The organism is Chryseobacterium sp. JV274 (assembly GCF_903969135.1).
Taxonomy (GTDB): Bacteria; Bacteroidota; Bacteroidia; order Flavobacteriales; family Weeksellaceae; genus Chryseobacterium.
Map to the genome: position 1 here is coordinate 4,430,096 of NZ_LR824569.1, position 24,951 is coordinate 4,455,046.

Here is a 24,951-nt window from a genome sequence, read left to right on the forward strand (position 1 = left end):
GATGTCCATTTGTCAATTTTAATAATGTATAACCGAAATCTTCCTATCTTCAAAAAGCTGTCTTAGAATTTGATTTTACCATTTCATTTCTATTAAGATATAAAAGAGACTGTGCTTAGAGTTTTTACGCAAAGCTAGAGTCCGCTGGGAGAAGAGATGGAGTTATTTTGATTACCTCCCATATTGGTTGTGATAGTTCCTAGTGAATTCGCAAAAGTTTTATTAATGACAAGACAATGAATCGTCCATGAACCATTACTTGCATTGGCTGTATTCGCCCCCCTATAGTCCGCTGATATACGCCAAGTAGTTCCTTGCTGAAATGCGAATATGTTCTCGGGAGAAAAAGTTCCTGAGTTTGAATTACTAAGTCCTATCCCCGAAGCTGGGATAAAGCTGTTCCCTACAATAATTAATTCATATTGTGTAATGTCAATATTTGTATTAAAATTACTTACATAGTCTCCATTTACATTATTAAGCTGGTAAGTTACACTATTAAACATGGAAGTATTGCCACTATTTGAAGAAGCTATTCTCATTTCCCCCGTTGTATTATTTCTAACAACAGTTCCATATCCAAACACTCCTGAACTCAATGGTGATGTTCCTAAAACCATATTACCAGTCGTGTGAAGTTTGGCAGTGGGTGATACAGTTCCGATACCTACATTTCCAGAAGAAGTCACAACGAAATCATTTGATTGCTGTGTGGTAGACGGAGTCCCTATTATTGCATTGTCTTTTGCTCCATCAATATGCATCAGTGCCTGTGGATTTGGAGTATTAACACCAAATTGTGATTTGGCAGCAAATGAAACCAAAAAAAATATTAGGAATAAAATGTTTTTTTTCATTTTGTTATAATTTATATATTTTAACCTATCTTTTAAACATTTATAGTCCTGTTGGTGTTGCTGCAGACCCGTTTGAACTTCCTCCAAGATTAGAGGTAACTGTTCCTAATGAATTCATGAAGGTATTGTTAATGACAAGACAATTTATCGTCCATGAACCATTTATACCGTCAGCAGTACTTCCTCCTCTATAATCGGCATATAAGTGCCAGGTCCCGCCGCTCTGGTAAGCATATATATTTTTAGGAGAAAATGTTCCTGTGGATGAATTTGAAAGTCCACCCCCATTTGCAGTAATAAAACTACTTCCTGTAATTATTAATGTATACTGATCAGAATTAATATTAGTATTCAGGTCATTGATAAGGTCTCCACTCACATTATTAATTTGATAAATGACACTATTAAAAACATATGTATTTCCATTGGTAGAGGAAGCAGTCCTTATTTCTCCTGTTGTATTATTTCTTACTATTGTGCTGTAGCCTGTAACTCCATTGGTCAGGGCTGCAGTTCCTAATATCATATTACCCGTAGTCTGAAGCTGGGCAGTTGGTGTTATTGTACCAATGCCAACTCTGCCAGTGGAAGTTATGACAACATCATTAACCTGTTGTGTAATTGATGGTATTCCTGTCACAGGATTATCCTTGCCTCCGTCAATATGGAAAGTTGCCTGTGGAGCTACGGTGTTGATGCCGACTTGGGAAAATGATAAAATTGGCATTAATAAAAAAGCCATGAATGTAATGTTTGTTTTTCTCATAATTTTGTTTTTATAAAGTTTAATTACTAAAGATGACAGTTATTCTGTTGAAAAAGAGGTCGGTTGCAAGTTGTTTATATGACAGCAACTAAAATCATTTCGGCCTTTTAGTATCAATGCCAGTTTGAGGGAAACCTCCAAAGCTATAGAACAATAAAAGGGTATAACAAGCTGTATTTATATGGCATTAATGCTTATAATTAAATTTGTGTTTTTAGATATTGTTGGAAGATTGCTATGCTAACTGTCTTTTTAAAAATGTTTTCTGACAGTTATGTTAGAAACTGTGGCTGTAGACAATGTGCTTGAATTGTCCGCTCTCATTCTGTATTGGACCTGAATTTGATCTCCGGCAGTTAGGTTACCCATCCAATATAATGGCATATCTCCCTGTGCACCTCCAGCTCCTGTTCCATAATATGAAATAGCCAATACAGTAGTGGATGTACTGTTAAAAATCCGGGCTCCAAATGCCTTTGAATTACCATTAGTACTTGATAAACGTAGTGAAATGTCTCCGAAGAATGAGTATAGACCTGTTGCAGGCACAGTAAATGTTCCTCCATTATGAATGTTCCCTATATCCACACGCTCTGTAGTAAAATTCATTGTAGTCCATGACGAGTAGCCGGGCATTGTATAACCTGCATTTACCACCGCCGGACTACCTGCAAATAAGACCTTGGTCAGATTATTATTGTTTATTTCTGTGTTGACATCCGAAGTTTCTCCGATGCTTTCCCATTGTGTTCCTGACCAGATATAGAAGGTATCTTGAAACACATTATTGGGTGATGTACCATTGTTCAGGAGATTATAAACTAAGGTACCTTGCTCCGGTGAATTTGTTGAAGATGTTACTGGAATTGTCGTCACATCATCAGTTCCCAATAGCTGTACTCTGGGAATTAACAAACCTTTATTTGTACTGTATATATCTAAAATTGTATTAGGATCCGGATTATTCAATCCTATACCTACCTGAGACTTGACAGATATGCTGAACGAGATAAATAGAAGGCATATTATATGGGTAATTTGTTTTTTCATGATTACTGATATTTATAAATATTGATGGTTCCGGATTCAATTCTGTAGTTATTGGCGGTATAGAGATATTTAAAGGTCATAAGATCACTTAGGGTCATATTTTGAGTACTGATTACTGTGGTGTACATCCTATTGTTAATTGCATTATCCCGTCCAAAAGCACTTACAAGAGATGTGGTGCCTTTGAATATTTCTTGAACTGTAGTTCCTCCATTATTTCCGATATTTGACATTTCGGTAATAAATTCAAACATGTAGATTCCTGTAGATGGAACTTTATATTGGCTCGTGGAATTGTTCCATCCGGCATATTTATCAAAGATAATTTCCGTAGGAGTGAGGGTAAGAGTGGTAGCGCTTCCGCCGCCAGCAGATCCTGTAGGTACGGTGGCTTTTTGACCAACAGCAGCACTGAAAATTAACAAAGGGATGTTTGCAGTTGCGATAATATCATCAGTCGATGCTGCAGTGGCTTGGTGGTGATATTTACTGTCACTTCCCCAATAGGTTATTCCTTTCATGATATCATTTGCCGTATTTGAATTGGTATTATAAAACATTACTCCTGTTGCCGGAGAAGTAATAGGGTTTGTGGCATCAATGTTATCTGTTACAGATAAACTTGGAACTCTTAGTGCTTTATTGTTTGAATCGAGTTTTAAAATGGCTGATTGTGAAACATTGGTTGATCCTATCACCATCTGGGCATTACTTATAATGGCCATTAATCCTAGAAATAAGATTAGAATTTTTGATTTCATAAGATTGATTTAGTTATTTGATATTTTAGAAATGGAAACATTAGGGTTGGTGATCTGATATGCGGCATTAGAAGACTGTACCCTGAATGTTATGAGGTCATTTACAGCCAGTTTTATACTACAGCTACTTGATACGCCTCCGAATTGATATCGTTTATCTGTTCCGTAGGTGCATATATTGACTCCGTTCCTCTGTATGTAAACCATTGCCCCTCCATTGGTGTCTCCGGATACATTTCTTACATCCACATTAAATGAAATTACATAGCCACCCGCAGTTTGTACTCTGTATCCTGTATAAGCCGGGCCACCCTGAGCTCCTGCCGGTGAATCCTTGTATAAAGTATTAAAGGTGAGATTTGTGATTGTACCGGCAGCAATACTACCTGAGGCAGCCATATTACTTGCAGCAAAGACTGGGATTATAAATGGAATTTTTGCAATTTCGGTTTTAACCTCCTGTTTCGACCACATTTTTTCCCACATCGTTCCATTATAGGTATACAGACCTTTGGTAACTGAAGTATTTCCTGTGCCACTGACAGCGGTATTGTAAACAATAAATCCTGTTTTAGGATTTGAGACTGTAGTTGCATCTGCGGTAGATGTAAGCGCAACGATTGGAAGTTGAATACCTTTATTGGCGGCAGTTACATCCAGAGCAGCGGATGGATCCGGGTTTGTAGTCCCAATACCAACACTTCCTTGCTGTGCGCTAATACAAATGCTGTTAATAACCAAGATTAAAATAATTCTTTTTTTCATAATCATATTTTTATTAATGATTGACTTTGGTAAATAATGTACTATTCGCATGTAAAAATTAAGCCCCTTTCTTTCTCATCACCTGTGTAGTGTGATAATGGTATATTTGAGGGAAACCATAAGGGGGGCTTAAATATCTTAAGTAAATTAGATTTTAGAAAAATTATAATTGCTTTTGTGATTATATAATTATCACAGGCTCACTATTTTCTTAAAAAAACGGTGGACAAAAACTCTAGAGCAGTAGCCCACCACAGTAAAAAACTTATAAATAATATTTATTAAGTGACTTAAGCATTTTGGTACGCGTATACCTGTTTAGGTATTATTGCTTCTAAATAACTTATACTTGTTACATCCAAAGTGGATTTTGGAATGGGAACATTCATTTCAGTTTGAGAAAGCTCTATTGAGTAGAGCGGGTGATTTAATAATAAAAATTTTTCCATTTTTTAGTTGTTGTGTTAATTTCAAGTGTGTTTAAATAAAGTAGTCCTGTTTAGACCCTTTTTTGTGATATTTGCCTAAATATGAGTTTATTCATAAATAGATTTTTATTGTAATTGAATTATGTTGGTTATTTGTAATCGTGTGTGATTTTTAATAAGAAATATTTTTAATCTGGTTAAAATATTAATACGCAAAAAGTTAATTTTGTTTGCTTAGTAAAATATTTATTATATATTTGTAAGTGAAAGGTAGTCTAAACAGGACTACCTTTTGATTTATATTAGCTGGAAATTAACCTAATATTTCTAGCAATGACTTTTAAATTTTTCATTTCTGATTGTGGATTGGCAAAAGAAAGTATTCATTTAAAAATTGAAAATCAATCGGGTCAACCACTCTTTAATTTCAAAACTCCGCTGAGAATCCGTCAGGAAGACTGGGATAGTAAAAAACAACGTCCAAGTAATATTTATCTAAAACGCTATAAAAAAATTAATGCTAAGCTAGATGCTTTGAAAATACGGTTGGTAGAATGTATTGAAGAAAACAGGTCTAAAGGAAAGCTTTGTTCCCAAAGATATCTTTATAAGGAAATAAAAAATATTTGCAGTAAAGAGAAAGAAGATTATCCAAAAGATTCACTACTCTGTTTTATTAATATGTATATTTCTTCAAAACAAGAATACATTTGCCAGTCAACCTACAAAAGATATAAAGTATTTTTTAACCTTATTGAAAGGTTTGAAGGTTTTACGTCCAGAAGACTTTATGTCAATACCATCGATGGAGATTTTATCAGAAAATTTATTTCATTTGGAAAAGAAGAAGCTTACAGTGAGAATACCATATATAGAACTATTCATTTTATTAAAACAATTTTAAACTTCGCTGAGAGAAAAGGTATCAGAACTGCTATCAGGGAATTCGATATAAGACGGGAGAAGCAAAATAGGATAGTCATAAATCTTACAGAGAAAGAAGTGATGAAAATAGGGAAAATGAAAGTTCCCAAAGAACTACAGGCAGCTAAAGACTGGCTGCTTATTAGTTGCTACACCGGTCAGAGAGTCTCTGACTTTATGAAGTTCAACTCAGACCTGCTAAGAAAAGTGAATGACAGGGTGTGTATTTCTTTTATTCAGCAAAAAACAAAGAAGGAGATCCTGCTGCCAATACATCCTGTCGTTTTAGAGATTATTAAACGGCTTAAAAACAATTTTCCTCAAAAACTTTCTGCGACTAAATATAATAGTCATATTAAACAAATTGGCAGAATTGCTCAGCTTACTGATCCTGTAAATGCGGTAAAACGTGTAGGGCATAGGGTGAAGAAATTAATCGTTGAAAAATGGGAAGTACTCAGCAGCCATATTGGAAGAAGAAGTTTTGCAACTAACTTTTATGGTAAAATTCCAACTCCGCTATTAATGCAAGCAACGGGACATACTACGGAGCAGATGTTTTTAAAATATATTAATCCCATAGACGAAAGCCATATTATCAGTTTGGGTAATTATTTTGACAAAACATATAAAGAAAGTTATTTTGGAGGCATGGCTGTCAGTTAACTCAAAAAATTGAAGAAAGCAATCTTCTTGAATTTAATATTTACAGCAATCTAAGCAGAGGTCTCCTTGCAAATGGCTGAACATGTCTTATTGATTACTGATTTTTCAATAGTGTCATTTGGTTCACATGTGTATGTAAATTCAGAAGAATAAAAAATATAATCTCACATGAAATTTTATGTAGGGGACTGACAGGCTATCTTATTTTTAAAACCTTCTTTTTCTTATCTATTCATGAGACTTTCATTGTCATGTAATTCGATTTTGGTAATAAATCTTAACATTAAAATACCAAAAAATTTTCATTACTACGAAAAACTAGTGATTTTATATGATTTCTCTTTTCCAATTTTACATCACCAGCAATCATAAAAATCACCATTATGAATATTGAAAGAACAGAATTTATCGCCTGGATGGAGAGAATCATGGAAAGATTTGATCTACTGAAAGAACAAATGCTTAGGAATCAATCCAGATTTATAGAAATAGATGGAGAGCAGCTTCTGGATAACCAGGATGTTTTACAGCTTTTAAAAATTAGTTCCAGATCATTACAGCGGTATCGGACGGATAAAAAGCTGCCTTACTATACCATCAGCGGAAAGCTGTATTATAAGCTTTCGGATGTCCATCAATTGATCAGAGAATGTTTAAACTCTTGATAGTAACAAGACATCCACAGCCAAATCATTCACCACCATTCCAATCTTCAGGATTCTCTTAATTGAGCCTATATCTTCGTTCCATTAAATAAAATAAAATGGAACAAGAAATAATAAATGTTCAGGAATCCGATGCACTCAAACCATCAGCAGACACACTCCTTGTCCTGAACATTCATACCAACCAGGTTGAAATGGTCAAAGGAATTGATCAAGAAGGCAATCTTCAAAAGGTTACTCCACAAGAAAAAAAAGATAATGAGCAGCTGATCAGAGTGGATAAGCACGGCGATCTATTCTCCAACTTCTTTTCCAATTTTTACCGGCAGCTTAAAAATCCTACGCATTTCAACTTTTTTAAAGTTTCAGAATATGATGCTGTTAATACCGCTAAGGATCTTCAAAAATATGTTGATCAGGCATCGCCTGAAGAAAAAGAAAAGCTGAAAGGCTACGAAATTTTACCTCAACACAACAACAATCCAAAAAATCAAAATACAATGGACAACAACACAGACAATCAGGAATATCGTTTTCAGCCTGAGCAAATCGACTGGAAAACGATGGAAAAGTTCGGACTTAATCAGGAGAAGCTTGAAAAAATGAATGCGATGGATTCATTACTCAGAGGTTTTAAAACCAATACGTTAATTCCCATCACTATTAATCTGGGAACGGCAGTAAGCAAAATGGATGTCCGGTTATCCCTTCAAACAGGAGATACTGGACAGGTTGCCGTTCATCTGCATGGAATCCGAAAAGAGCCCAGTCTCAATAATAAATTCTTAGGTCATCAGTTTAGTGATGAAGACAAAAAGAACCTCAGAGAAACCGGGAATATGGGCAGGGTAGTAGATCTGGTCAATCCTAAAACAGATGAAATTATTCCATCAGTGATCAGCCGTGACCGTTTAACCAATGAATTGGTTGCCTATCGGGCAGAATACATAAAAATTCCTGATGAAATCAAAGGAATACAGCTTGATGAACATCAGAAACAAACCCTACTGGAAGGAGCACCATTGTATCTTGAAGGCATGACCTCTAAAAAAGGTGAACTTTTCGATGCCACCGTACAATTCAATGCGGATAAGCGGTATGTGGAATTTCTGTTCAATAATAATCAGAATCAACAACAAAGTCAACAGCACAATCATAACCAACAGCAAACTCAACATACGGATCAAGAAGCGCCCAAAATATTCAGAGGAAAAGAACTGGATGATTCTCAATATGAAAAGTTCAAAGCCGGACAAACCGTTTATGTTGACGGCCTTACCGATGCTAAAGGTAAAGCCTATCAAGGTTATATTACCTTCAACAAAGAAACTTCCAAAACCGATTTCTCCTTCAATCATCCTAATAAGCTCAAAGAAGAGGTAAAACCTACAGAAGATCATAAAACCCAAACTGCGGTTAACACCCATGGTAAAACCAATGAAGATACTAAAAATGTGAATGAGCCTTTAGAATCAAAACAGCAGCACCCTGCCAATAAACAGCAGAAGGATCAGCAAAAAAAGGTTAGAAAACCAAGAGGGCAAAAACTATAATAATTATCTAAATCCATCATATGAAAGCAATCATCGCAGAAAAACCGAGTGTCGCAAGAGAAATCGCACAATTATTAGGAGCCCATGAAAAGAAAGATGGTTATTTATCCGGTAACGGCTATTGTGTCACCTGGGCATTAGGACATCTGATCGCATTAGGAATGCCAGAGGATTATGGTATAAGAGGCTTTAATAAAGCCTCTTTGCCTATCTTTCCGAACCCTTTTATTCTAGCTCTCAAAAAACTAAAGAAAGCAAAAGGCTATGAGCCCGATCCTTTGGCTTTAAAACAACTCAACACCATACAACAAGTCATCAGTCAATGCAGCAGTATTATTGTCGCAACAGATGCAGGAAGGGAAGGGGAGTTGATCTTCCGCTATATCTATCACTACATAGAATGCAACAAACCTTTCGAAAGACTCTGGATCAGCTCCCTTACCGAAAAGGCAATACAGGACGGATTTAAAAACCTTCAGCCAGGCGATGCCTTTGACGGTTTGTATCAAGCTGCTAAAGCCAGAAGCGAAGCAGACTGGCTGGTAGGAATCAATGCTACTCAGGCATTAACCATCGCAGGAAACCAAGATGTTTATTCATTAGGCAGAGTACAAACACCAACTCTTGCTTTAATCTGTCAACGGTTTCTTCAGCATCAAAACTTCACTAAGCAAAAATACTTTCAGATTCAGCTGAGCCATCGAAAAGAATATACAGACTTCACCAACCTTTCACTATTACAATGGAAAGAAAAAAAGCAGGCAGAACAAATCCAAAAATCAATAGAGCGGGAGGGAAAAGCTGTTGTAGAAGATGTATCCATTACAACAGTACAGGAGCAATCTCCGTTACTTTTCGACCTCACAGAATTACAGAAAGAAGCCAACAGGAAACTGGGGCTTTCTGCTGATGAGGTTTTACAAACAGCCCAAAGCCTTTATGAGAAACAGTTCATCACTTACCCCAGAACCGGCAGTAAGTATATTCCTGAAGATGTATGGACTGATATTCCTGAGCTGGTCAGAATACTGAATCAGACCGAACCCTTCAAAGCAGCCATAACCTATTTAAAATTTGGAAACTTCAACAAGCGGATCGTTAATGATCTAAAAGTTACCGACCATCACGGATTACTCATAACCACTAAAACACCTTCTGCACTTTGCACTACGGAAAAAGCCATTTACGAGATGATTGCTTACCGTTTATTGGAATCCCTATCCCACACCTGTACAAAGCAAGTCACCCAAATCCAGATAAAAGTCCATCATTACGAATTCCAGATCAATGGCTCAAAAATACTCAATCAAGGCTGGCGAGCCATCAAAGGCATTCTTTCTGACAATGAAAATTCTAATAATAAAGATGAAGCCCTTACTGAGCTTCCGGAATTCAAAATCGGAGATGAGCTGAAAATATCAAAAACAGAATTATTGGAAAAAGTAACGCAACCACCCAAGCTTTATACAGAAGCTGACCTCTTATCAGCGATGGAAAATGCTGGCAGATCTATGGAGAACAAAGAAGAACAGAAAGCACTATCCAATATCGGTATCGGAACACCAGCAACAAGAGCTTCTATTATCGAAACGCTGCTCAGTAGAAACTATATCACCAGAAAAAGCAAAGCATTAATTCCTACCGATAAAGGCTTACAGGTTTACAACCTGGTCAAAGACAAAAAAATAGCCAATGTCCAGATGACCGCAGAATGGGAAATAATGCTTGATAAAATTGAAAAAAGAGAACTCAATAAAACTCAATTCATCAACGACATCCAACACTATACAACTGAAATCACTAACGAACTCTTATCACTTCATATTCCCCGAGAAAATATTCCCCAACTAAAATGCCCCAAATGCCAACGACATCATGTTAATATCAAAGACAAAATCATAAAATGTCCTGATGAAAAATGTAATTGGATTCTCTTCAGAACTATATGCGGAGTACAACTCAATATTAAAGATCTTACTTTACTGTTAACTCAAAACAAAACATCATTAATCAAAAATATGAAGAGTAAAAACGGTAGAAAGTTTGATGCTTTTATCATTCTAAAAAATGATTTTAGTACATCATTTGAATTTAGAAGCGGGAATTAATTTTAGGAAGCAACCGATGAGCTGCCTCTAAAATTCTCATTTTTCCAATTCTAATCACCTTTTTAGTATTCATTATGTTTTAGCTCAGTATGGCTAGGATGTGGCTATCGTTTATTCAGTATCTAATTCTAGTAGTAACTCTTTTAAATCAAGATTTACTATAAGTAATTTATACGGAGTGACATAAAATAAAACGAATTCTGAATTTTATTTTTCTCGTTATATTTTCATAAATTTGACTGGCATATTGTGCCATAATCATGCAATGAGAAAATTTTTATGCAAAAGATAAAGAGCAGTAAAATAGAAGGAATTATTGAGCAGATCACTGATCAATATTTATATGCTGACAGAACTGAAAGACCATGGATCATAGGATTCAGTGGAGGAAAAGACTCTACTGTACTACTCACCTTGGTTTGGATTGCTTTGCAGCGTATTAGAGAGCAACTTCCTCATCCATTTCAATTAAGAAGGAAAGTATATGTAGTTTGTAATGATACAATGGTTGAAAATCCAATTTTGGCTGATTATGTGACTGATGTTCTAAAGAAAATTGAAGAGGAAGCACGAAATCAGGATCTACCCATATTTGTCAAAAGAACAACGCCAAAATTAGAAGAGACATTTTGGATAAACGTTATAGGAAAAGGTTACCCAGTGCCAAATAATTCATTTAGATGGTGTACGGATAAGTTAAAAATTAGACCTACTTCAAGTTTTCTTTTAGAGCAAATTGATGACATGGGTGAAGCTATAGTTTTACTGGGAACCCGATACGAAGAAAGTGCTACTAGAGAACGTTCTATACGTAAACATGAGGTTGCGGGTCGTAGATTATCGAAACATCAAACTTCTCCAAATACTTATACATATGCGCCAATTAAGGAACTTCTATTACATGAAGTTTGGTATATCATAAACGCTGTACCATCGCCATGGGGCTTTGATAATTCAATTCTATTTCAAATTTATGCAGATGCAAGTGCAGATGATTACGAGTGTCCTACTGTTATAACAGATAAAAAACATACATCCTGTGGACAAAGCCGCTTCGGTTGTTGGACATGTACTGTGGTGAAAAATGACAAATCAATGAATGCCCTTGTAAGTAATGGACGAAACTGGATGCAGCCACTGCTTGACTTTAGAAACCGTTTAGTGGAAGGTAGAAATTTACCTGAGAATCGAAAAGACACAAGAAGAAATGGAATGAAGGCTGTTAATGATGATGGTGAGAATAATGGTACTTATGACGAAGGATATAGATATCGTATTTTGAAAGATTTGCTAACAGTGCAAAGAGATGTTCAGATTGATCGTCCAGATGTCACATTAATTAACAATCAAGAATTGATTGCAATTCAAGTTATTTGGAACAGAGACCTTTATTTTGACCACACAGTAGGAGAAGTTTATAAAGAAATTTATGATAAAGAAATTAGCACTAATAATATAAAAAATCTTGATAACACAGAAAAGAGAATCATCAGAGAGGTCTGTGAAGATGATATAAAATTTTATAATCTTATTGATAACTTGATCTCATTACAAGAGACTAAAACTTTGTTAATTTCAAAATACGGATTGCATAATGATATTGAAAGACGTATCGAGAAATTTGCAACAGGAAAGACATCATAGAAATGAAAATTAGTAAAATTAAGTTTAACAATTTCAGAATATATAAGGGCGAAAATGAAATAACTTTTCTCCCCAATCAACAGAATAAAAACATAAATATAGTTGCAGGTAAAAATGGTTTTGGTAAGACAACATTTTTAACTTCTTTAATATGGTGTTTTTACGGAAAAATGATGGTTGAAGTTGAAGAAAAATATAAAAAAGATATTAAAAATGCTGGGGGGTATGAAAAATTTCTAAATACTTTGCTAAATCGTGATATTAAGAATGATTTTGAACAAAGTAATTTAAATGATTCGAGTCTGTCAATGGAAGTCGAACTTTCTGATATTTCAATTCCTTCCTTGCCCTGCGAGCGTGTTCTCATAAAAAGGTCCTATAACCTATCAACTGAAAATGAAATTTTAGAAATCTATATTGATGGATTAGAAAATGAATTAGCTAAAGAAGTTGGTTTAGAGCTGTTTATCAATGACTTTATTTTACCCAGAGAAATAGCTAAATTCTTTTTCTTTGATGCAGAAAAGATTGTAACATTGGCGGAAGCCAAATCAAAATCTGAATTGAAAAATCTCAGTAGGGCTTACTCTGAAGTGTTGGGAATTAAAAAATACGAAGATCTTAAAAAAAACCTAGAGACTTTGCTTGTGAAACTTCGTCGAAACGGTGCTAAGCCTGATCAGCAGATCAAACTTCAACAATTAATAGAAAAAGAAAAAGAGTTAAAATCTTTAACTGAACTTTGTTTAGAGAAAAAAACTGAGATTGAAAAGGAGATTTTATCTTATTCTAATCAAAGCGATTCATTACAGGAGAAGCTTATCAGAGAGGGAAGTGGTATAACTTTAGAAGAGTTGACACAGCTTAAATTAGAACAGGAGCTATTAAAAAAAGATTCCGATGAGATTCGTGGACGATTAAAAAAGATGATTGATCTTGTTCCAATTGTAATGGCAGGACAAAAGTTAGTTGAATTGAGTGACCAATTAGAAAGTGAAAGTTTTGCAGATTCCAATTTCAATATTAATATTGATGAAAACCCACTACTTAAAAAATCTATTCTTAATAAATTACAATCATTAAATATCAATATTTCCAAAGGCAATGAGATTATTAAATTGTTTCAGGATTCTTTAGAACAATATACAATTAAAAGTAACGAGGAAACATCTATTCTACTTGATTATACTCCTGAACAGGCACGTGCTGTAAAAGCAATTATAGACAACGTCAAGAATGGTTTTAATATCCAATTTCAAAATATTGTCAGAGAAGAAAAAAATAACAAGCTTGCAACATCAAAAGTGTTTTATAAAATAAAGCAAGCTGAGGCTAGAAAAGGAAATGCGGTTGCTCAAAAACTCCGGGAAGAAAAATCAAAAGTAGATCAAAGAATTCTTCAGTTGTCACAAGAGAAAGGAGGAATAATTGAAGAGTTAAATTCATTGGAGTCGCAGGTTGCAATCAACAGTAGAGTGCTTTCTGAATATGAAAAGAATTTTAAATTAGTTGAGGCTGACATTGCTAAAAGTGAAGTTACTGAAAAATTGTTACTTAAAATATCAAAAATTATTCAAAGAGTAAAAGAAGATAAGAAATATTCTCTTCAAAAATCAATTCTTTTAGGTCTGAAGAAAATTATGCATAAAAATGATTTTGTTCATAACGTAAAGGTCAATGTTTATGATGATATAATGGATATTGATTTATTAGATTCTAATGACAAAATAATTGACAAAGAATCATTATCAAAAGGAGAACAGCAGCTTTATGCCACTGCTTTACTAAAAGCTTTAGTAGATGAATCTGGTATTAAATTTCCTGTTTTTATTGACAGTCCACTACAGAAGTTTGATAAATTCCATTCTCAAAACATAATTAGGGAGTTTTATCCATCTATTTCAGATCAAGTGGTTTTATTCCCACTTCTAGAAAAAGAATTGTCTGAGATGGAATATAAAACCTTGCAGCCACATGTCAATAAAGTTTATGTTATTGACAGTGAAAATGGTGCTTCAAAATTCAAATTTTTGAAACAAGATCAATTATTTATTGAAATTAAAAACGACGAAGATTATGTTCACTCAAATTAAAACGAGCAGAGAGAATAAGGATATTGTTGCTCAACTTACTCGCAGACTCAATTTAGGAGCTGAAAACATAATTGCCCGTATGGCGTATTCATTTTCACTCTCAAAGAATAGAAGGTTGGACTTAAATGGTTTAGCTGATTCAGGAGGTAAAGAATATTCAAGGTCTGTTTTGTTTGGTGACCATGATGATTTATATATAGGATTACTTTGTACTCATTATAGTATTTACAAAACGGACAAAGATCTAGGTAAGTATGTAAAACTTCATATTGATGATGGGCTACAATTAATAAACGAGGAATTACAAAAGGCAAATAATATTGATGGTTTTGATTTTTTAGTGGAGCTGATTTCTTCTAATCTTAGCACTTCATCTGATCTATTTAAAGAGAAATGATTAATGAAACTGAGGTAGTAAATTATTTGTCAATGACAATATTTAAGATGAATACAGAAGACTATTAATAATTTAATAGTCTTCTGTATTCATTTACATCCTGTTTGTTCTTAATTTCATCCAAATCCATCAAACCCATAGAAATTAATAGAATATTTTTAATCCGGGTTTTACCAATTCCCGAAAGTTGAAAAAATGGGCTATTAAAATTTATATTTGTTGTTTTTGAAAATAAATTATTTACCTCGTAGCTAAAATAACTAACACTAATATCTTTTTCTTTTTCTATTTTTTGTAAAATCTTTTTTAAAACAATAAATTGAACTTGGATTCCAACGGTTTTAAACAAAATAGGACTTGACTGGAATAAAACATTATAAGTAGCTTTAAAGAAATTAAGTAGTATAGTATAAATTAGAAGATCATTATTTTCAATATAATATTTTCTCAAAGGAGCACTACTTTTAACTTCATTTAAAATAATTCTTGATCTTTCGTTTTCAAACTTAATTTGTAATTCATCTCGATCTCTTTTGGCATTGTTCGTTATTAAAGATAAAATTCCTTCTACTATTGCTGCTGTTGAGATCTTCCATTCATTGGAGTTTACACCAGAGATCTTTTCTATTATTTCGTCACTATTTGCTGCTAGCAAAATATGACCTTTAAAAATCGATTTATCATCAAGATTCAATTTCCTAGTCAAAAATACTGCTAGTTTTTCAGGAGACCACTTATCTGCTTCATCATCATTTAAATCATATCCATACAATTCGTAAGCTAAACTTTTATCAACTTTACGTTGATTCATATTGATCGTTGCAAAAATATATGCCTGATATGGATTAGGTAAATCTAAATAAAGAGTACATATTAATTCATAATTTTTTTGCTCATCGACATCAAGATGCTTAAAGCTAAATAAACGATGCTGACCATCGATAACAGTGCCGTTTACTTGTAATTTAGGTATTTCTAAATAGTTTTCATTACTATCACTAATAATTTTCCATTGTTCATCTTCTGGTAAATTTCGTGTATTTCCGGCAATAATTATTGAGTTAGGTAAAGCACTTTCTGAACTTTTCAAGAATTTTGAAATTTCTCTTCCTCTTCCTTCATCAAATCGTCTTTGGATACCTTCATTTCTAAATTTACCGCCTTCCAAGCTTAAGTAATATGGTTCAGATTCAACTATTTGTAATAATTCAAAAGCTGAAATTTTAAAAACGTAAAAAGTTCCTAAAGGTTGTTTAATTTCTAAAATGTTATATTTATTTGACATTATACTCAAGTTTTAAAATTTTCTAAATTACCATTAAGATTACTTTCTTGTTTATCTTTTGCTTCTGCGGTATTAAGTTCGGAAGTATTAGCATCTCCTCCCATTATACTTTCATAATTTTTTATATAATTTGAAAGAATTTTGTTTCTTACATTCGAGACCCACCATACAAAATAGGCAAATAATAGCAGAATTGTGGAAAAAAATATTTTTAGCAAATCAATTTCAAATAAATAATTAATAAGTATCCAAAGTATAAAAGATATAATCAAGGCACTTAATCCGAACATTCTTACACCCTTTTTCAAGTTTTCTAGCTCTTCAAAATTTAGATTAAAATTCTTGGTTTCTTTTCCAATATTTTTTCTAGATATAAAGATTAACTCAATAACTGATGCTGTTACTAATGCCAATCCAGTACTTGAAATATTAAAACAAGAATTTGTAACTTTACTATGATCAAATTTGCAACTTAAACAAAAATCTATTGAAAACAATTCTGTAATTACTCCAAAAGTTCCGACCAAAACGATCACTACAAAAAAGTATAAGACATATGAAGGTGCTTTCCAAGCTTCGTTAAATCTTTCATAAAGAAAATTACCAAGTAATTTCCAATCTCTACGTTTGTTTTCCATGATTAATATAGCTATTTATCTAATTCCCAAAAAGCTTTATCTCTTATCACTAATGGATCAGAGCCGGCAAGGTTTACAACACTTTGATGTTTTTCAAGCCCCTTTATTATATTGATTAAATTTTCTTTTTTCAATTTACTGTCCAAGGCGAAAAGTGATTCTACTTCTTTAATCTTAATTTCGTTTACTCTATGAATCACCCAAGTCAATATATAATTTGAGTATTCGTTTTCACCAGTGGCAAAATGATTTAAGAATTGAGTTGAAAGTACTGTACCTACTCCAAATTCACGCCCTTCTTTCAATATTTTTTTTAGTGACTGGAAATTTTTACTAAGAAAATTATCTGCTTCATCTACCAAGATTATTTTACGTAATTGTCGTAGATTGTTTTCAATGGCACTATGTCCGTGTCGTTGCATTTGTGTATAAAATGCATCTAGCGTAATGGCTACGATTAAGTTTTGAATAGATTCATCATATCCAGATAGATTAATAACAACAACACCTTCAATAAGAGAATAAAGTGATTGTGTTTTAGTTGGATCTGATTCGAAAATTTCAAAGTCAGACAAATTTGAGATAGCGGCATATAAACTATCTTGGGACACTTCCGGATTCTCCAGATAAATATTACACACATCACCTAAAGTAGGTGGAGTTTTTGACCATGTTTCTCTTTTTCCTCTTTCTATACCTTTGTTTTCATAAGCATTAACTATAATATCCCTCAACTTCTGTCTCTGTACATTTCCGAGATTAAATGCATTAGCGATCGTTTCTTTAATATCATTTGCCGTATGTAATGGTAGCATTGGTTTAGACTGGGGTGTTGGGTCTAGAGCTAAAGGATTGTACGGTAACTGATGTGGTTCAAAAACTTTTGCATCGGTCGCCTTCACAAAGTCATCCTTGATGTAATCCCCTTTGTAATCGAAAATGAGAATTCCTAGTTTCTCATCCCCAGGGTTTTGGACAGCATTTTTATAAATTTGCGAAATTAACGATTTAGTAAATTGAGTTTTACCAGTTCCCATTGTTCCAATAATTCCCGTATTTGTATGCATTACCTTGTCAGAATTATTCGGTTCCCAAATGACAGGTTTCTGTGTATTCAAATCAGTTCCAAAAACTATTTTCATTCCGGTATCTGAAAGCCTCTCTTTTGGCTTTTCCAAAATTGTTTCTTCGGAAACAAAAGGTTCATCCGGCAGACTACTTTTACTCTCAAGCAATATATCATCTGACTCAACTGATATTTTTGAGATAGCATTACAATCATAACGCGAAGCCAACAATTTAGAAGTATCAATAGTAGTTGTTGTGTGATGAAATAATTCAATAAGCTCGTCAACTGATTTAACAAGGAAATTGTAACCATCTTGTTCCATAAGATTAACTTCCATACAGTTTTCAGAAGTACTCAGTTTACGTGTAATGGTATCATTTCCAAAATAAATTAAGCCGAAATCTCCAATAATTGACTTGAGTGATTTTGAAATGGTAAACTGGTTATTCAATAATTCGGTTCTATAATCATTTAGAATAATATCCCACTTCTGATTCTCCCATATTTGAAATAATTTCATCTTTTCAGCACTGGCCAAAATCAATTTAGCAAAGAAATTTTTGTAGAATTCAGAAATAAAACCATCCTTAGATAAATGATTGTAAATTAATTCAGCTGTTTTCTCTCCTTGTATCCTCCCTTTATTAACAATATTTACACCGCCGATCTTCAGTTCAACAGGATAAAAATACATTTCTAATTTCTCCTTTTTTTTCTCCAGACCGATTAACAGTAGATCATCACTATAAGATCCTCCTGCGCCTAAATTTTTTGTAGAAAACAGACCTTCTTCTTTTGTAAGACCTGCATTTCCTGAAACTCGTAAAATCTCCTCTAATGAAATTGGAACCCAGATTATACATGGATTATGCAGAAAGGTTAATGCCGTTTTAACACCTGACAATAAACTCAGCTTCTCTTTTGGAAAATGACTTTTTTGACGTACCAATCCCAATAACCAGTCTCCATTAATTGCGTTGAAAAAGTTAATAATAGGTATAGTATCTGTTTGTGGGGTAAACAAAACTTTGTGCTTTGAAAGAAATTCCTGAACTACAAATGCATATTGCTCTGTTTTTCTGCTTACAGTAATTGCATCGTAGCCACTTGAATTGGTATATTGATCGCTGTAATGCACAATTACCAAGTCTGACTGATCTTTGAAAAAATCTAAATCGACCCTCGGATCAATGTATGTCACCCAATGTGAACTCGAATATAATTTTTCTAATTGAGTACGGATAGCATTATTAATGGTTGTGCACAGTGCTTTGCTTGAGTCAAAAGGGTCATCATTAGATGCCACTTTCGCCAGTGCATTGTAACGAGTAGTTAATTCAATAAGATCAGATTTTTCTGTTGATAAAAAGCGCGTTCCGAATCCTGTTCGATATGTATCTTGATGGGGTATAAACGAAACATCAGAAAGTAAACCGTCTAATGATAAGCCCGTTTTAACATCTTTCATTTCGTTAAAGGAGAATGCAGATGTTTCAGTGTCAAATTGGTAAAATGTAATGTGTGCATACTCATAGAGTTCCTCCTCTTTCGGAAATGATCGGGAATAGAATTTCACTTTTTCAAAAAAGGTGTTAAGCAAATCATCCTTATCAAAATCATTGGTTTTCAAATTAACTTCAAGTTGATCTTCAATTTCACTGATCGAAGAGTAAAAAGTTAATTCTTCAAATTTATTGACAAGATTTTCAGATCCATAAATGAATACTTCGATCGGAATCAGATCATTCAGCCTTTTATTTTTGTGGGTGTTCAAATCTGTCCTGTAAAACTCAAAGAGTCCATGGAGTACTTCTTTACAGTCTCCTTGATTGATTACATTTATTCTAATCGGAGCTTGCTTCGATTGATCAAATAAAATACTATAATTGCTTTTGAAATCTTTTAATTTTGAAGAAATCAAATTAGCGACATAACTTTTGGAAATTCCCTGCTTAGTGTCTGAGTACATAGAGTAATACATCCATTCAGGAGAATGTACAGATTCAGTCGGAACATAAATTTCCCTTGATTTACCCTCTATATACGGTAGTAGATTGTTTGGATTTAATCGTTTTAAAATCGCATTATAGGATTGCGTATCATTGTCTAAAGTCCTGTTAATCTGTAATTGGTATGCAACATTCAGCGGATGATAAGGACTCAGTTTTATTTTTTTTGCTCCTGAATTTTCTTTGATTACCCCCAATAAGAAGACATTTTTTTGCTTTGATGTCAATATTTGGTTTTCTGTAAAAGCTGTAATATAGTTTAAAATTTCTTTTACATATTTAGATGCAATCTCTTTTTCCGAATCTTCTAAGTAAGCTAAACTGGGTTGCACTTTTTTAATTCTAAAAACCTCACGAAACTGATCAAATGTATCTTTGATGGATTGATCCAAATCAAGTGGAATCTCTGAAATCTCTTCATTAACATTTTCCTCCCAACTATATCCATCAGAATTTGTTAATTTTTGTTCAAGTATAAGGTTTTTTCTAAATTCACCGCTTACAGTTCTTTCTTGTTGTTCTGTTTTGAGTTGAATTTTTATAATTTCGTTCTCTTGCTTATATCGAAAATCAGATTTATTGATTCTTTTTGCTTTCCATACTTCTAATCCATTTATTAATCTTGGAGGATCAAAATCTGGTTTGATATGGATGGAAATTAGAGTCTCTTTAATTGTGATTTGAAAATAAACTTCTTCTGCATCTATATTTGCATAATCGCAGTTCAATTTCAAAGATGTAAATTCAGTAATAACATAATTCTTACTGTATTCGAGTTCTTCTTCTATTACATGCTGCTCTCCTTCATTAAAAATGATGATATTGTCATCTTTTACGGAAAGATAATTTCCAAGAGATCCTGCTCTGATAAGGAAATTAGATTCGAATTGAGTTAAATAATTAGATTCGAAAGGAACATGCAATAACTTAAGCAGAAATTTTTTCCCGGAATCAGGGTCTCTGTATTCAATGAGGTGGAAATTATTTGTGTTCTCACATTTAGGTAATGTTACCAAAAGATTGTATCCACTGCTTTGAACTATTAAATTTCTTCCTTTGTAGTTTATGCCGTCTTTTTTAGTACGTTGATCAAATTTAATTTCTACTACTATATCTTCCTGCTGGTTTTGATTGAATACAAGCAGATTGTAATTTCGTTTCTTCGAAGCCGTTACACCATCTGTGCGTTTCCAAAGGGTAATATCTCTTGAATCGCAAGATACAGATGTAATTTCTGGAATCGATTTATTTTTTTCAGCTTCCAGCCACTTAGATAATTCTCCAAAATCTGTCGTCTTCCAGTCTTCTTTAATAAACTTTTTATAAGCATTTTCAGGCAATATTTCTTTAAGCTCTGTTTCCGGTTCGTCATCTTGAAAAATTGCTTCTATTCTTCCAAAGAGTTTATAATTTTCTAGAATATCAACGTCTACCTTTGTCCCTTTTGTAGCTAATTCTTCATGAGGAAATAAACCGAGAGCTTGAAAATCAACGGTATCAATTGTTCCTTTCTCCAAAACTTTTATGACAGATTCATAGTCGAAAACTGAATTGTTATCTTCTAAAATGTTTTTTGTTTTGTAACTGAGAACCGCTTTTAGAATTTCTTTTTCATGGTATTTTAAAGTTCTATTCTCATTAATATCTTTCTCAACTCGCTTGCGAAAACTTAGATAGTGTAGAGGCATGCCGTCTTTTTCCAAATTTTCACTTCCACCGGATATACTTTCTAGTTTTTGACTGTAAATGATTAACATTGCAGTGTTTTCAAAACCTAATGCTTGTTGAGAAACATTGTTTCTTAACATAGTAAAGTAGTCTTCGGTAGCATTTTCACTTGAAACAACCAAAACCTTTATATCATTAATTTCAATGGTAAATGATTCGAAAGGAACACTGCCCGATGGATGTTGGTAAGAGAATGTCTCGATACTCGAAACATTGGCAGATCGAAGAGCATCGAACAATTGCTGTACATAAGATTTTTCTTCAAGATATAAATTATATCTGTCTCCGGGTCTAATCTGTTGATTGATAAAAAATTCAACGATTAATTCTGATATATATTTATAAAGAGGATTTAATGTATTGTGCATCACCGCTATCGCTTTTTTTCTCGATTAGATTAATTCGTTCAAATAATTTAATAACTTCCAATTTAGAAGTTTCATCAAATGTGATCCCTCGTTCTTGAAGTTTTTCCCAAAACGATTTTAAACGAATTTTTTCTCTGTTTCCCACACATAGTTTGGTTAGAAACAGTAAAATCTCTTGAGATAACACCAATTTGCTTCCCAGACGTCCACCTGATTTTGTAAAGTTTTCTTTACTGAAGCTACTTAGCCACAAAGCGTAGTCCTTGTAAGGTTTATTACGTTTTCCGTTCTCAAATTGGTAGCGGATTGTATACCATAATGAATAGATCAGTGTTGTAATCTCTTGATCAAAACTCTTTAAATTAAGATTACTGTGACATTCTTCCCAACTTGCAGGAGGATTTAGTGTCTTTACTTCATTTTTATAAAATTCGAGTAACTGTTCTAAACAAGTTTTAAATTCTTCTTTTTCCGATTCTTCAAAAGAGTTAAATAATTTTGTAATCTCATCATAATCGCCAATCAAAGTATTATCTACTAGGATGTAATTAATCAATTCTAATGCGTTAGCGTGTGCAAAAACACGTTCGTAATGTTTAGAAACCTCTCTCCATCCGATTTTATGGAGTTGTAATCTTGATTCGGATAAATTTTCCCAATCCATAGAAAAGTAAATTGGTTTTATATGGTAATCCTGCTGTCCAAAATTGTCTAGTTTGAAAGTTAGTTGTGTAAAGTAAAAAAAATAGTAATATTTGAAGAATAATTCAAAATTCTCCAAAAAATAATCTTTATCACTCATTAAAAAATCAAAATCTTTTTGAAATATTTCGGTAACAGCAGGAATCATATTTTTAAAAATCTGCTTGTCGCGTTTACTATCTTTTTTGTCGATATGATTTGGCAAACATTCTGAAATAAGTTGATTCAGAATGTTTTTACTTTTGTTTTCAGAAAATAGAGCTTTAAATTGTTCATTGTTTTGAATAAAAACATCTGAAATAAAGACTGGAACGTCCTTTATTGCATTATTGTTGTTAATGAAGTTTTTGTAAGAGATAACATGGAAATCATACTTAAACAATGAATTATCATGCTCAAAAAACATTTTATTGATAATGTCTTCCAGTTGTTTTTTTTCACTAGTCTCAACTTTTTCGAGCACATTTTTGAGAATGGTTTGTTTTAGTTCAGTTTTATAATTCGCAGTGTTCTTGAATTTATCCAATTCGGTGTTATTGGACAAACGAATAACTTCACCCATAATTCCCTGAAAAGATAAAAAGTCATTTTTAAAGACATGTCCTCCAGGTTGTGTTTTAAATGGAAATATGTTAATCTGGTAACCAGTATGGTGCTGAAATGTATTTGCTTTTAATAGTCTTCCTTCTAAGCCATATTTTCCAGCTTTTAATAATTCTATTTTCCTCATGATACCAATTCAAATTTATAACCTCCAAAATGATTTTTAGTCAGTTTGTAATCAATTGGTTTTCCTACATTTACTTCATCAATATATAAAGTGTTGTATTGATTTCCTTGAATTACTTCATTTATAAAATAGACAAAGTATATAAAATTATTATTGTCTTTCTTGTTTGGGCGATACCCCTTATTAATCATTTTCAGCGTTTTAAATAAACTGTAGTCTATTGCTATTTTAATATCTTGCTCATTTGGAATTGGAGACGCATAACATACAGTGAATTCCTGTACAAACTGATATAAAACTTTATCTTCAGAATTATTTGGTATGTACGGTTTCGGAGTTAAGGAAAAATCTTGAAACACCCGATATTTAGTTTGTCTTCTTCCTAGTCTTACAACAACTTTATCACCTTTCTTTGGATCACCATACCATTTTTTTACGGAATTTTCTACCAAGTTGTAAATTTTGTTTAGATATGTTGGGTTACCTTTATTAAAATGATACAGCCATGTAATGTATTCTTGAAAGTTACTGTTCTCAAAAAGGTTTCCATATTGAAAAAAATTAAGCCTTAAAAAAAATTTTGAAACAAGATTTCTATCGACTTCATCCATTTTAATAGTTTTAAACACTTCACCATATAATTCTGGTTGAATATTGATTGCAAATAATTCTGATGGACTGTCAATACTTTGTAATTTCAGTAATTTTTCGTCTGTCTCATCACTTCGTACATTACATGGGTCTAATTCAGAAAGTCTCGCAAACAAATTCGATAGATCTGCATGCTCAAAAATATAATTCGGAATTAGACAATCTATAAGCTCAGAATCGGACAAATTACGGACAGCATTTAATTGATCAATATCAGCTAATGAAGACAATTGTATAGGAACAATCAAGTCATAAATAAAATTGAGTAAGGATCGTACTGACACTATCTCCTTGTTTTGAGCAATGGATTGGATTATTAATAGCTCAATCAATTCTCTGTTTTCAGAACGGAATAGGAATTCGTAGTTATATTTTACCGGGCATCTGGATAAGTCAGCAACATCTTTGATCTTTTTATATGCTTTGTATATAAGATTACTTTCAGAAGGAGTAATAATTCTACATAGTAATTCTTTAATAATATCGGATACGGGACCATTTTCTGTTAGCGAGTATAAATGGTAATCCGTAAAATTTATTTGATGAAAATGGCTGTCAGCATTAAAATCTTGAGAACTTACCAATGTATTGTCCAAAATGGATTCTTTCTGGATAAATGTTCCTAATTTCTGAAATTTAAAACCATATTCTTCCATAAACTTGCTCAAAGTTCCTAGGTTAATAGCAAGAATCAGTTTTACATTAGATTGACTAATGTTTTCATCTGTAAAACTATTTAGAGTTCGGAGTAGTGTATCGTTTGAAGATTCATTTGGATTATGAGATTCTGTAGCATCATTATGGATTTGAAATTTCCCTATCTCATTCGGGATTTCATTATGCAAATATGATAAAATATGCGATTTTCCGTCTCCCACATTTCCGCAAACGAGTACAAGCTGTGAAGTGTTAAGCTTGCTGCTTGAAATAATAATCTGCTTTAATTTATTCTCAACCTCTCTTTCAATATGTAGAAATTTCTTGAAATCATCAATGTCATAGCTATTACCTTGTGCGATAGCATACCTAGAAGACTCCTTAAGTTTCTGTAGTTCATCAATTAATATATGATTTCTCATAATCTGTTTTTAAAT

17 protein-coding genes are annotated in these 24,951 nt (G+C 33.1%); 7 read left to right on the plus strand and 10 right to left on the minus strand.

Annotated elements, in window-relative coordinates; genetic code table 11:
* Positions 1–134 precede the first annotated feature (134 nt).
* From CHRYMOREF3P_RS20490 to CHRYMOREF3P_RS20510, 5 genes are all read right to left on the minus strand, one after another.
* Positions 135–857, minus strand: coding sequence for a hypothetical protein (locus CHRYMOREF3P_RS20490; RefSeq protein WP_180565386.1), 723 nt, complete (start codon positions 855–857; stop codon positions 135–137).
* A gap of 40 nt (positions 858–897) precedes the next feature.
* Positions 898–1,623 (minus strand): hypothetical protein, encoded by a 726-nt coding sequence (locus tag CHRYMOREF3P_RS20495; RefSeq protein WP_180565387.1) that lies wholly within the window; start codon positions 1,621–1,623, stop codon positions 898–900.
* Positions 1,624–1,875: 252 nt separating this feature from the next.
* Positions 1,876–2,673 carry a hypothetical protein gene (locus CHRYMOREF3P_RS20500; protein ID WP_180565388.1) on the minus strand — a complete coding sequence of 266 codons (798 nt, stop codon included), beginning with the start codon at positions 2,671–2,673 and terminating at the stop codon, positions 1,876–1,878.
* 2 nt (positions 2,674–2,675) lie between these two features.
* A complete protein-coding gene (locus tag CHRYMOREF3P_RS20505; protein ID WP_180565389.1) occupies positions 2,676–3,434 on the minus strand; it encodes a hypothetical protein in 759 nt (252 codons plus the stop codon).
* Between the two features lie 9 nt (positions 3,435–3,443).
* Positions 3,444–4,199 (minus strand): hypothetical protein, encoded by a 756-nt coding sequence (locus CHRYMOREF3P_RS20510; protein WP_180565390.1) that lies wholly within the window; start codon positions 4,197–4,199, stop codon positions 3,444–3,446.
* Between the two features lie 761 nt (positions 4,200–4,960).
* Between CHRYMOREF3P_RS20510 and CHRYMOREF3P_RS20515 the strand changes: the two genes are divergently transcribed.
* From CHRYMOREF3P_RS20515 to CHRYMOREF3P_RS20545, 7 genes are all read left to right on the plus strand, one after another.
* Complete coding sequence (locus CHRYMOREF3P_RS20515; RefSeq protein WP_180565391.1) at positions 4,961–6,217, plus strand: phage integrase SAM-like domain-containing protein; 1,257 nt, start codon at positions 4,961–4,963, stop codon at positions 6,215–6,217.
* A 383-nt stretch (positions 6,218–6,600) separates the two neighbouring features.
* Entirely contained in the window at positions 6,601–6,882 is a 282-nt protein-coding gene (locus CHRYMOREF3P_RS20520; RefSeq protein ID WP_180565392.1) for a helix-turn-helix domain-containing protein, read from the plus strand.
* 98 nt (positions 6,883–6,980) lie between these two features.
* Positions 6,981–8,435 (plus strand): DUF3945 domain-containing protein, encoded by a 1,455-nt coding sequence (locus CHRYMOREF3P_RS20525; RefSeq protein WP_180565393.1) that lies wholly within the window; start codon positions 6,981–6,983, stop codon positions 8,433–8,435.
* 20 nt (positions 8,436–8,455) lie between these two features.
* Positions 8,456–10,543, plus strand: coding sequence for a type IA DNA topoisomerase (locus CHRYMOREF3P_RS20530; protein WP_180565394.1), 2,088 nt, complete (start codon positions 8,456–8,458; stop codon positions 10,541–10,543).
* A 279-nt stretch (positions 10,544–10,822) separates the two neighbouring features.
* Positions 10,823–12,187, plus strand: coding sequence for a DNA phosphorothioation system sulfurtransferase DndC (gene dndC / locus CHRYMOREF3P_RS20535; RefSeq protein WP_180565395.1), 1,365 nt, complete (start codon positions 10,823–10,825; stop codon positions 12,185–12,187).
* Positions 12,188–12,189: 2 nt separating this feature from the next.
* Positions 12,190–14,280 (plus strand): AAA family ATPase, encoded by a 2,091-nt coding sequence (locus CHRYMOREF3P_RS20540; protein WP_180565396.1) that lies wholly within the window; start codon positions 12,190–12,192, stop codon positions 14,278–14,280.
* Positions 14,264–14,677: a DndE family protein gene (locus CHRYMOREF3P_RS20545; protein ID WP_180565397.1), complete on the plus strand. Its 414-nt coding sequence runs from the start codon at positions 14,264–14,266 to the stop codon at positions 14,675–14,677. The genes CHRYMOREF3P_RS20540 and CHRYMOREF3P_RS20545 overlap by 17 nt, the downstream gene beginning before the upstream one ends.
* A 64-nt stretch (positions 14,678–14,741) precedes the next feature.
* Here the strand turns inward: CHRYMOREF3P_RS20545 and CHRYMOREF3P_RS20550 are convergent, their stop codons facing one another.
* The 5 genes from CHRYMOREF3P_RS20550 to dptF are packed head-to-tail and all read right to left on the minus strand — an operon-like array spanning position 14,742 to position 24,936.
* Positions 14,742–15,962, minus strand: coding sequence for a DGQHR domain-containing protein (locus tag CHRYMOREF3P_RS20550; RefSeq protein ID WP_180565398.1), 1,221 nt, complete (start codon positions 15,960–15,962; stop codon positions 14,742–14,744).
* A 5-nt stretch (positions 15,963–15,967) separates the two neighbouring features.
* On the minus strand, positions 15,968–16,600 hold the full coding sequence (locus CHRYMOREF3P_RS20555) for a hypothetical protein (protein ID WP_180565399.1): 633 nt from the start codon (positions 16,598–16,600) through the stop codon (positions 15,968–15,970).
* A gap of 11 nt (positions 16,601–16,611) precedes the next feature.
* Positions 16,612–21,774: a DNA phosphorothioation-dependent restriction protein DptH gene (dptH, locus tag CHRYMOREF3P_RS24100; protein WP_198424144.1), complete on the minus strand. Its 5,163-nt coding sequence runs from the start codon at positions 21,772–21,774 to the stop codon at positions 16,612–16,614.
* Positions 21,746–23,206, minus strand: a complete 1,461-nt coding sequence (dptG, locus tag CHRYMOREF3P_RS20570) for a DNA phosphorothioation-dependent restriction protein DptG (protein ID WP_180565400.1) — start codon at positions 23,204–23,206, stop codon at positions 21,746–21,748. The genes dptH and dptG overlap by 29 nt, the downstream gene beginning before the upstream one ends.
* Complete coding sequence (gene dptF / locus CHRYMOREF3P_RS20575) at positions 23,203–24,936, minus strand: DNA phosphorothioation-dependent restriction protein DptF (RefSeq protein ID WP_180565401.1); 1,734 nt, start codon at positions 24,934–24,936, stop codon at positions 23,203–23,205. Before dptF ends, dptG begins: the two co-directional genes overlap by 4 nt.
* Positions 24,937–24,951 lie beyond the last annotated feature (15 nt).

Coding starts and splice junctions, on each gene's coding strand:
- dptF (WP_180565401.1), bottom strand. CDS start 24,936: ATGAGAAATCATATATTAATTGATGAACTACAGAAACTTAAGGAGTCT.
- CHRYMOREF3P_RS20500 (WP_180565388.1), bottom strand. CDS start 2,673: ATGAAAAAACAAATTACCCATATAATATGCCTTCTATTTATCTCGTTC.
- CHRYMOREF3P_RS20505 (WP_180565389.1), bottom strand. CDS start 3,434: ATGAAATCAAAAATTCTAATCTTATTTCTAGGATTAATGGCCATTATA.
- CHRYMOREF3P_RS20490 (WP_180565386.1), bottom strand. CDS start 857: ATGAAAAAAAACATTTTATTCCTAATATTTTTTTTGGTTTCATTTGCT.
- CHRYMOREF3P_RS20530 (WP_180565394.1), top strand. CDS start 8,456: ATGAAAGCAATCATCGCAGAAAAACCGAGTGTCGCAAGAGAAATCGCA.
- CHRYMOREF3P_RS20510 (WP_180565390.1), bottom strand. CDS start 4,199: ATGAAAAAAAGAATTATTTTAATCTTGGTTATTAACAGCATTTGTATT.
- dndC (WP_180565395.1), top strand. CDS start 10,823: ATGCAAAAGATAAAGAGCAGTAAAATAGAAGGAATTATTGAGCAGATC.
- CHRYMOREF3P_RS20540 (WP_180565396.1), top strand. CDS start 12,190: ATGAAAATTAGTAAAATTAAGTTTAACAATTTCAGAATATATAAGGGC.
- dptG (WP_180565400.1), bottom strand. CDS start 23,206: ATGAGGAAAATAGAATTATTAAAAGCTGGAAAATATGGCTTAGAAGGA.
- CHRYMOREF3P_RS20495 (WP_180565387.1), bottom strand. CDS start 1,623: ATGAGAAAAACAAACATTACATTCATGGCTTTTTTATTAATGCCAATT.
- CHRYMOREF3P_RS20525 (WP_180565393.1), top strand. CDS start 6,981: ATGGAACAAGAAATAATAAATGTTCAGGAATCCGATGCACTCAAACCA.
- CHRYMOREF3P_RS20550 (WP_180565398.1), bottom strand. CDS start 15,962: ATGTCAAATAAATATAACATTTTAGAAATTAAACAACCTTTAGGAACT.
- CHRYMOREF3P_RS20545 (WP_180565397.1), top strand. CDS start 14,264: ATGTTCACTCAAATTAAAACGAGCAGAGAGAATAAGGATATTGTTGCT.
- CHRYMOREF3P_RS20555 (WP_180565399.1), bottom strand. CDS start 16,600: ATGGAAAACAAACGTAGAGATTGGAAATTACTTGGTAATTTTCTTTAT.
- CHRYMOREF3P_RS20515 (WP_180565391.1), top strand. CDS start 4,961: ATGACTTTTAAATTTTTCATTTCTGATTGTGGATTGGCAAAAGAAAGT.
- dptH (WP_198424144.1), bottom strand. CDS start 21,774: ATGCACAATACATTAAATCCTCTTTATAAATATATATCAGAATTAATC.
- CHRYMOREF3P_RS20520 (WP_180565392.1), top strand. CDS start 6,601: ATGAATATTGAAAGAACAGAATTTATCGCCTGGATGGAGAGAATCATG.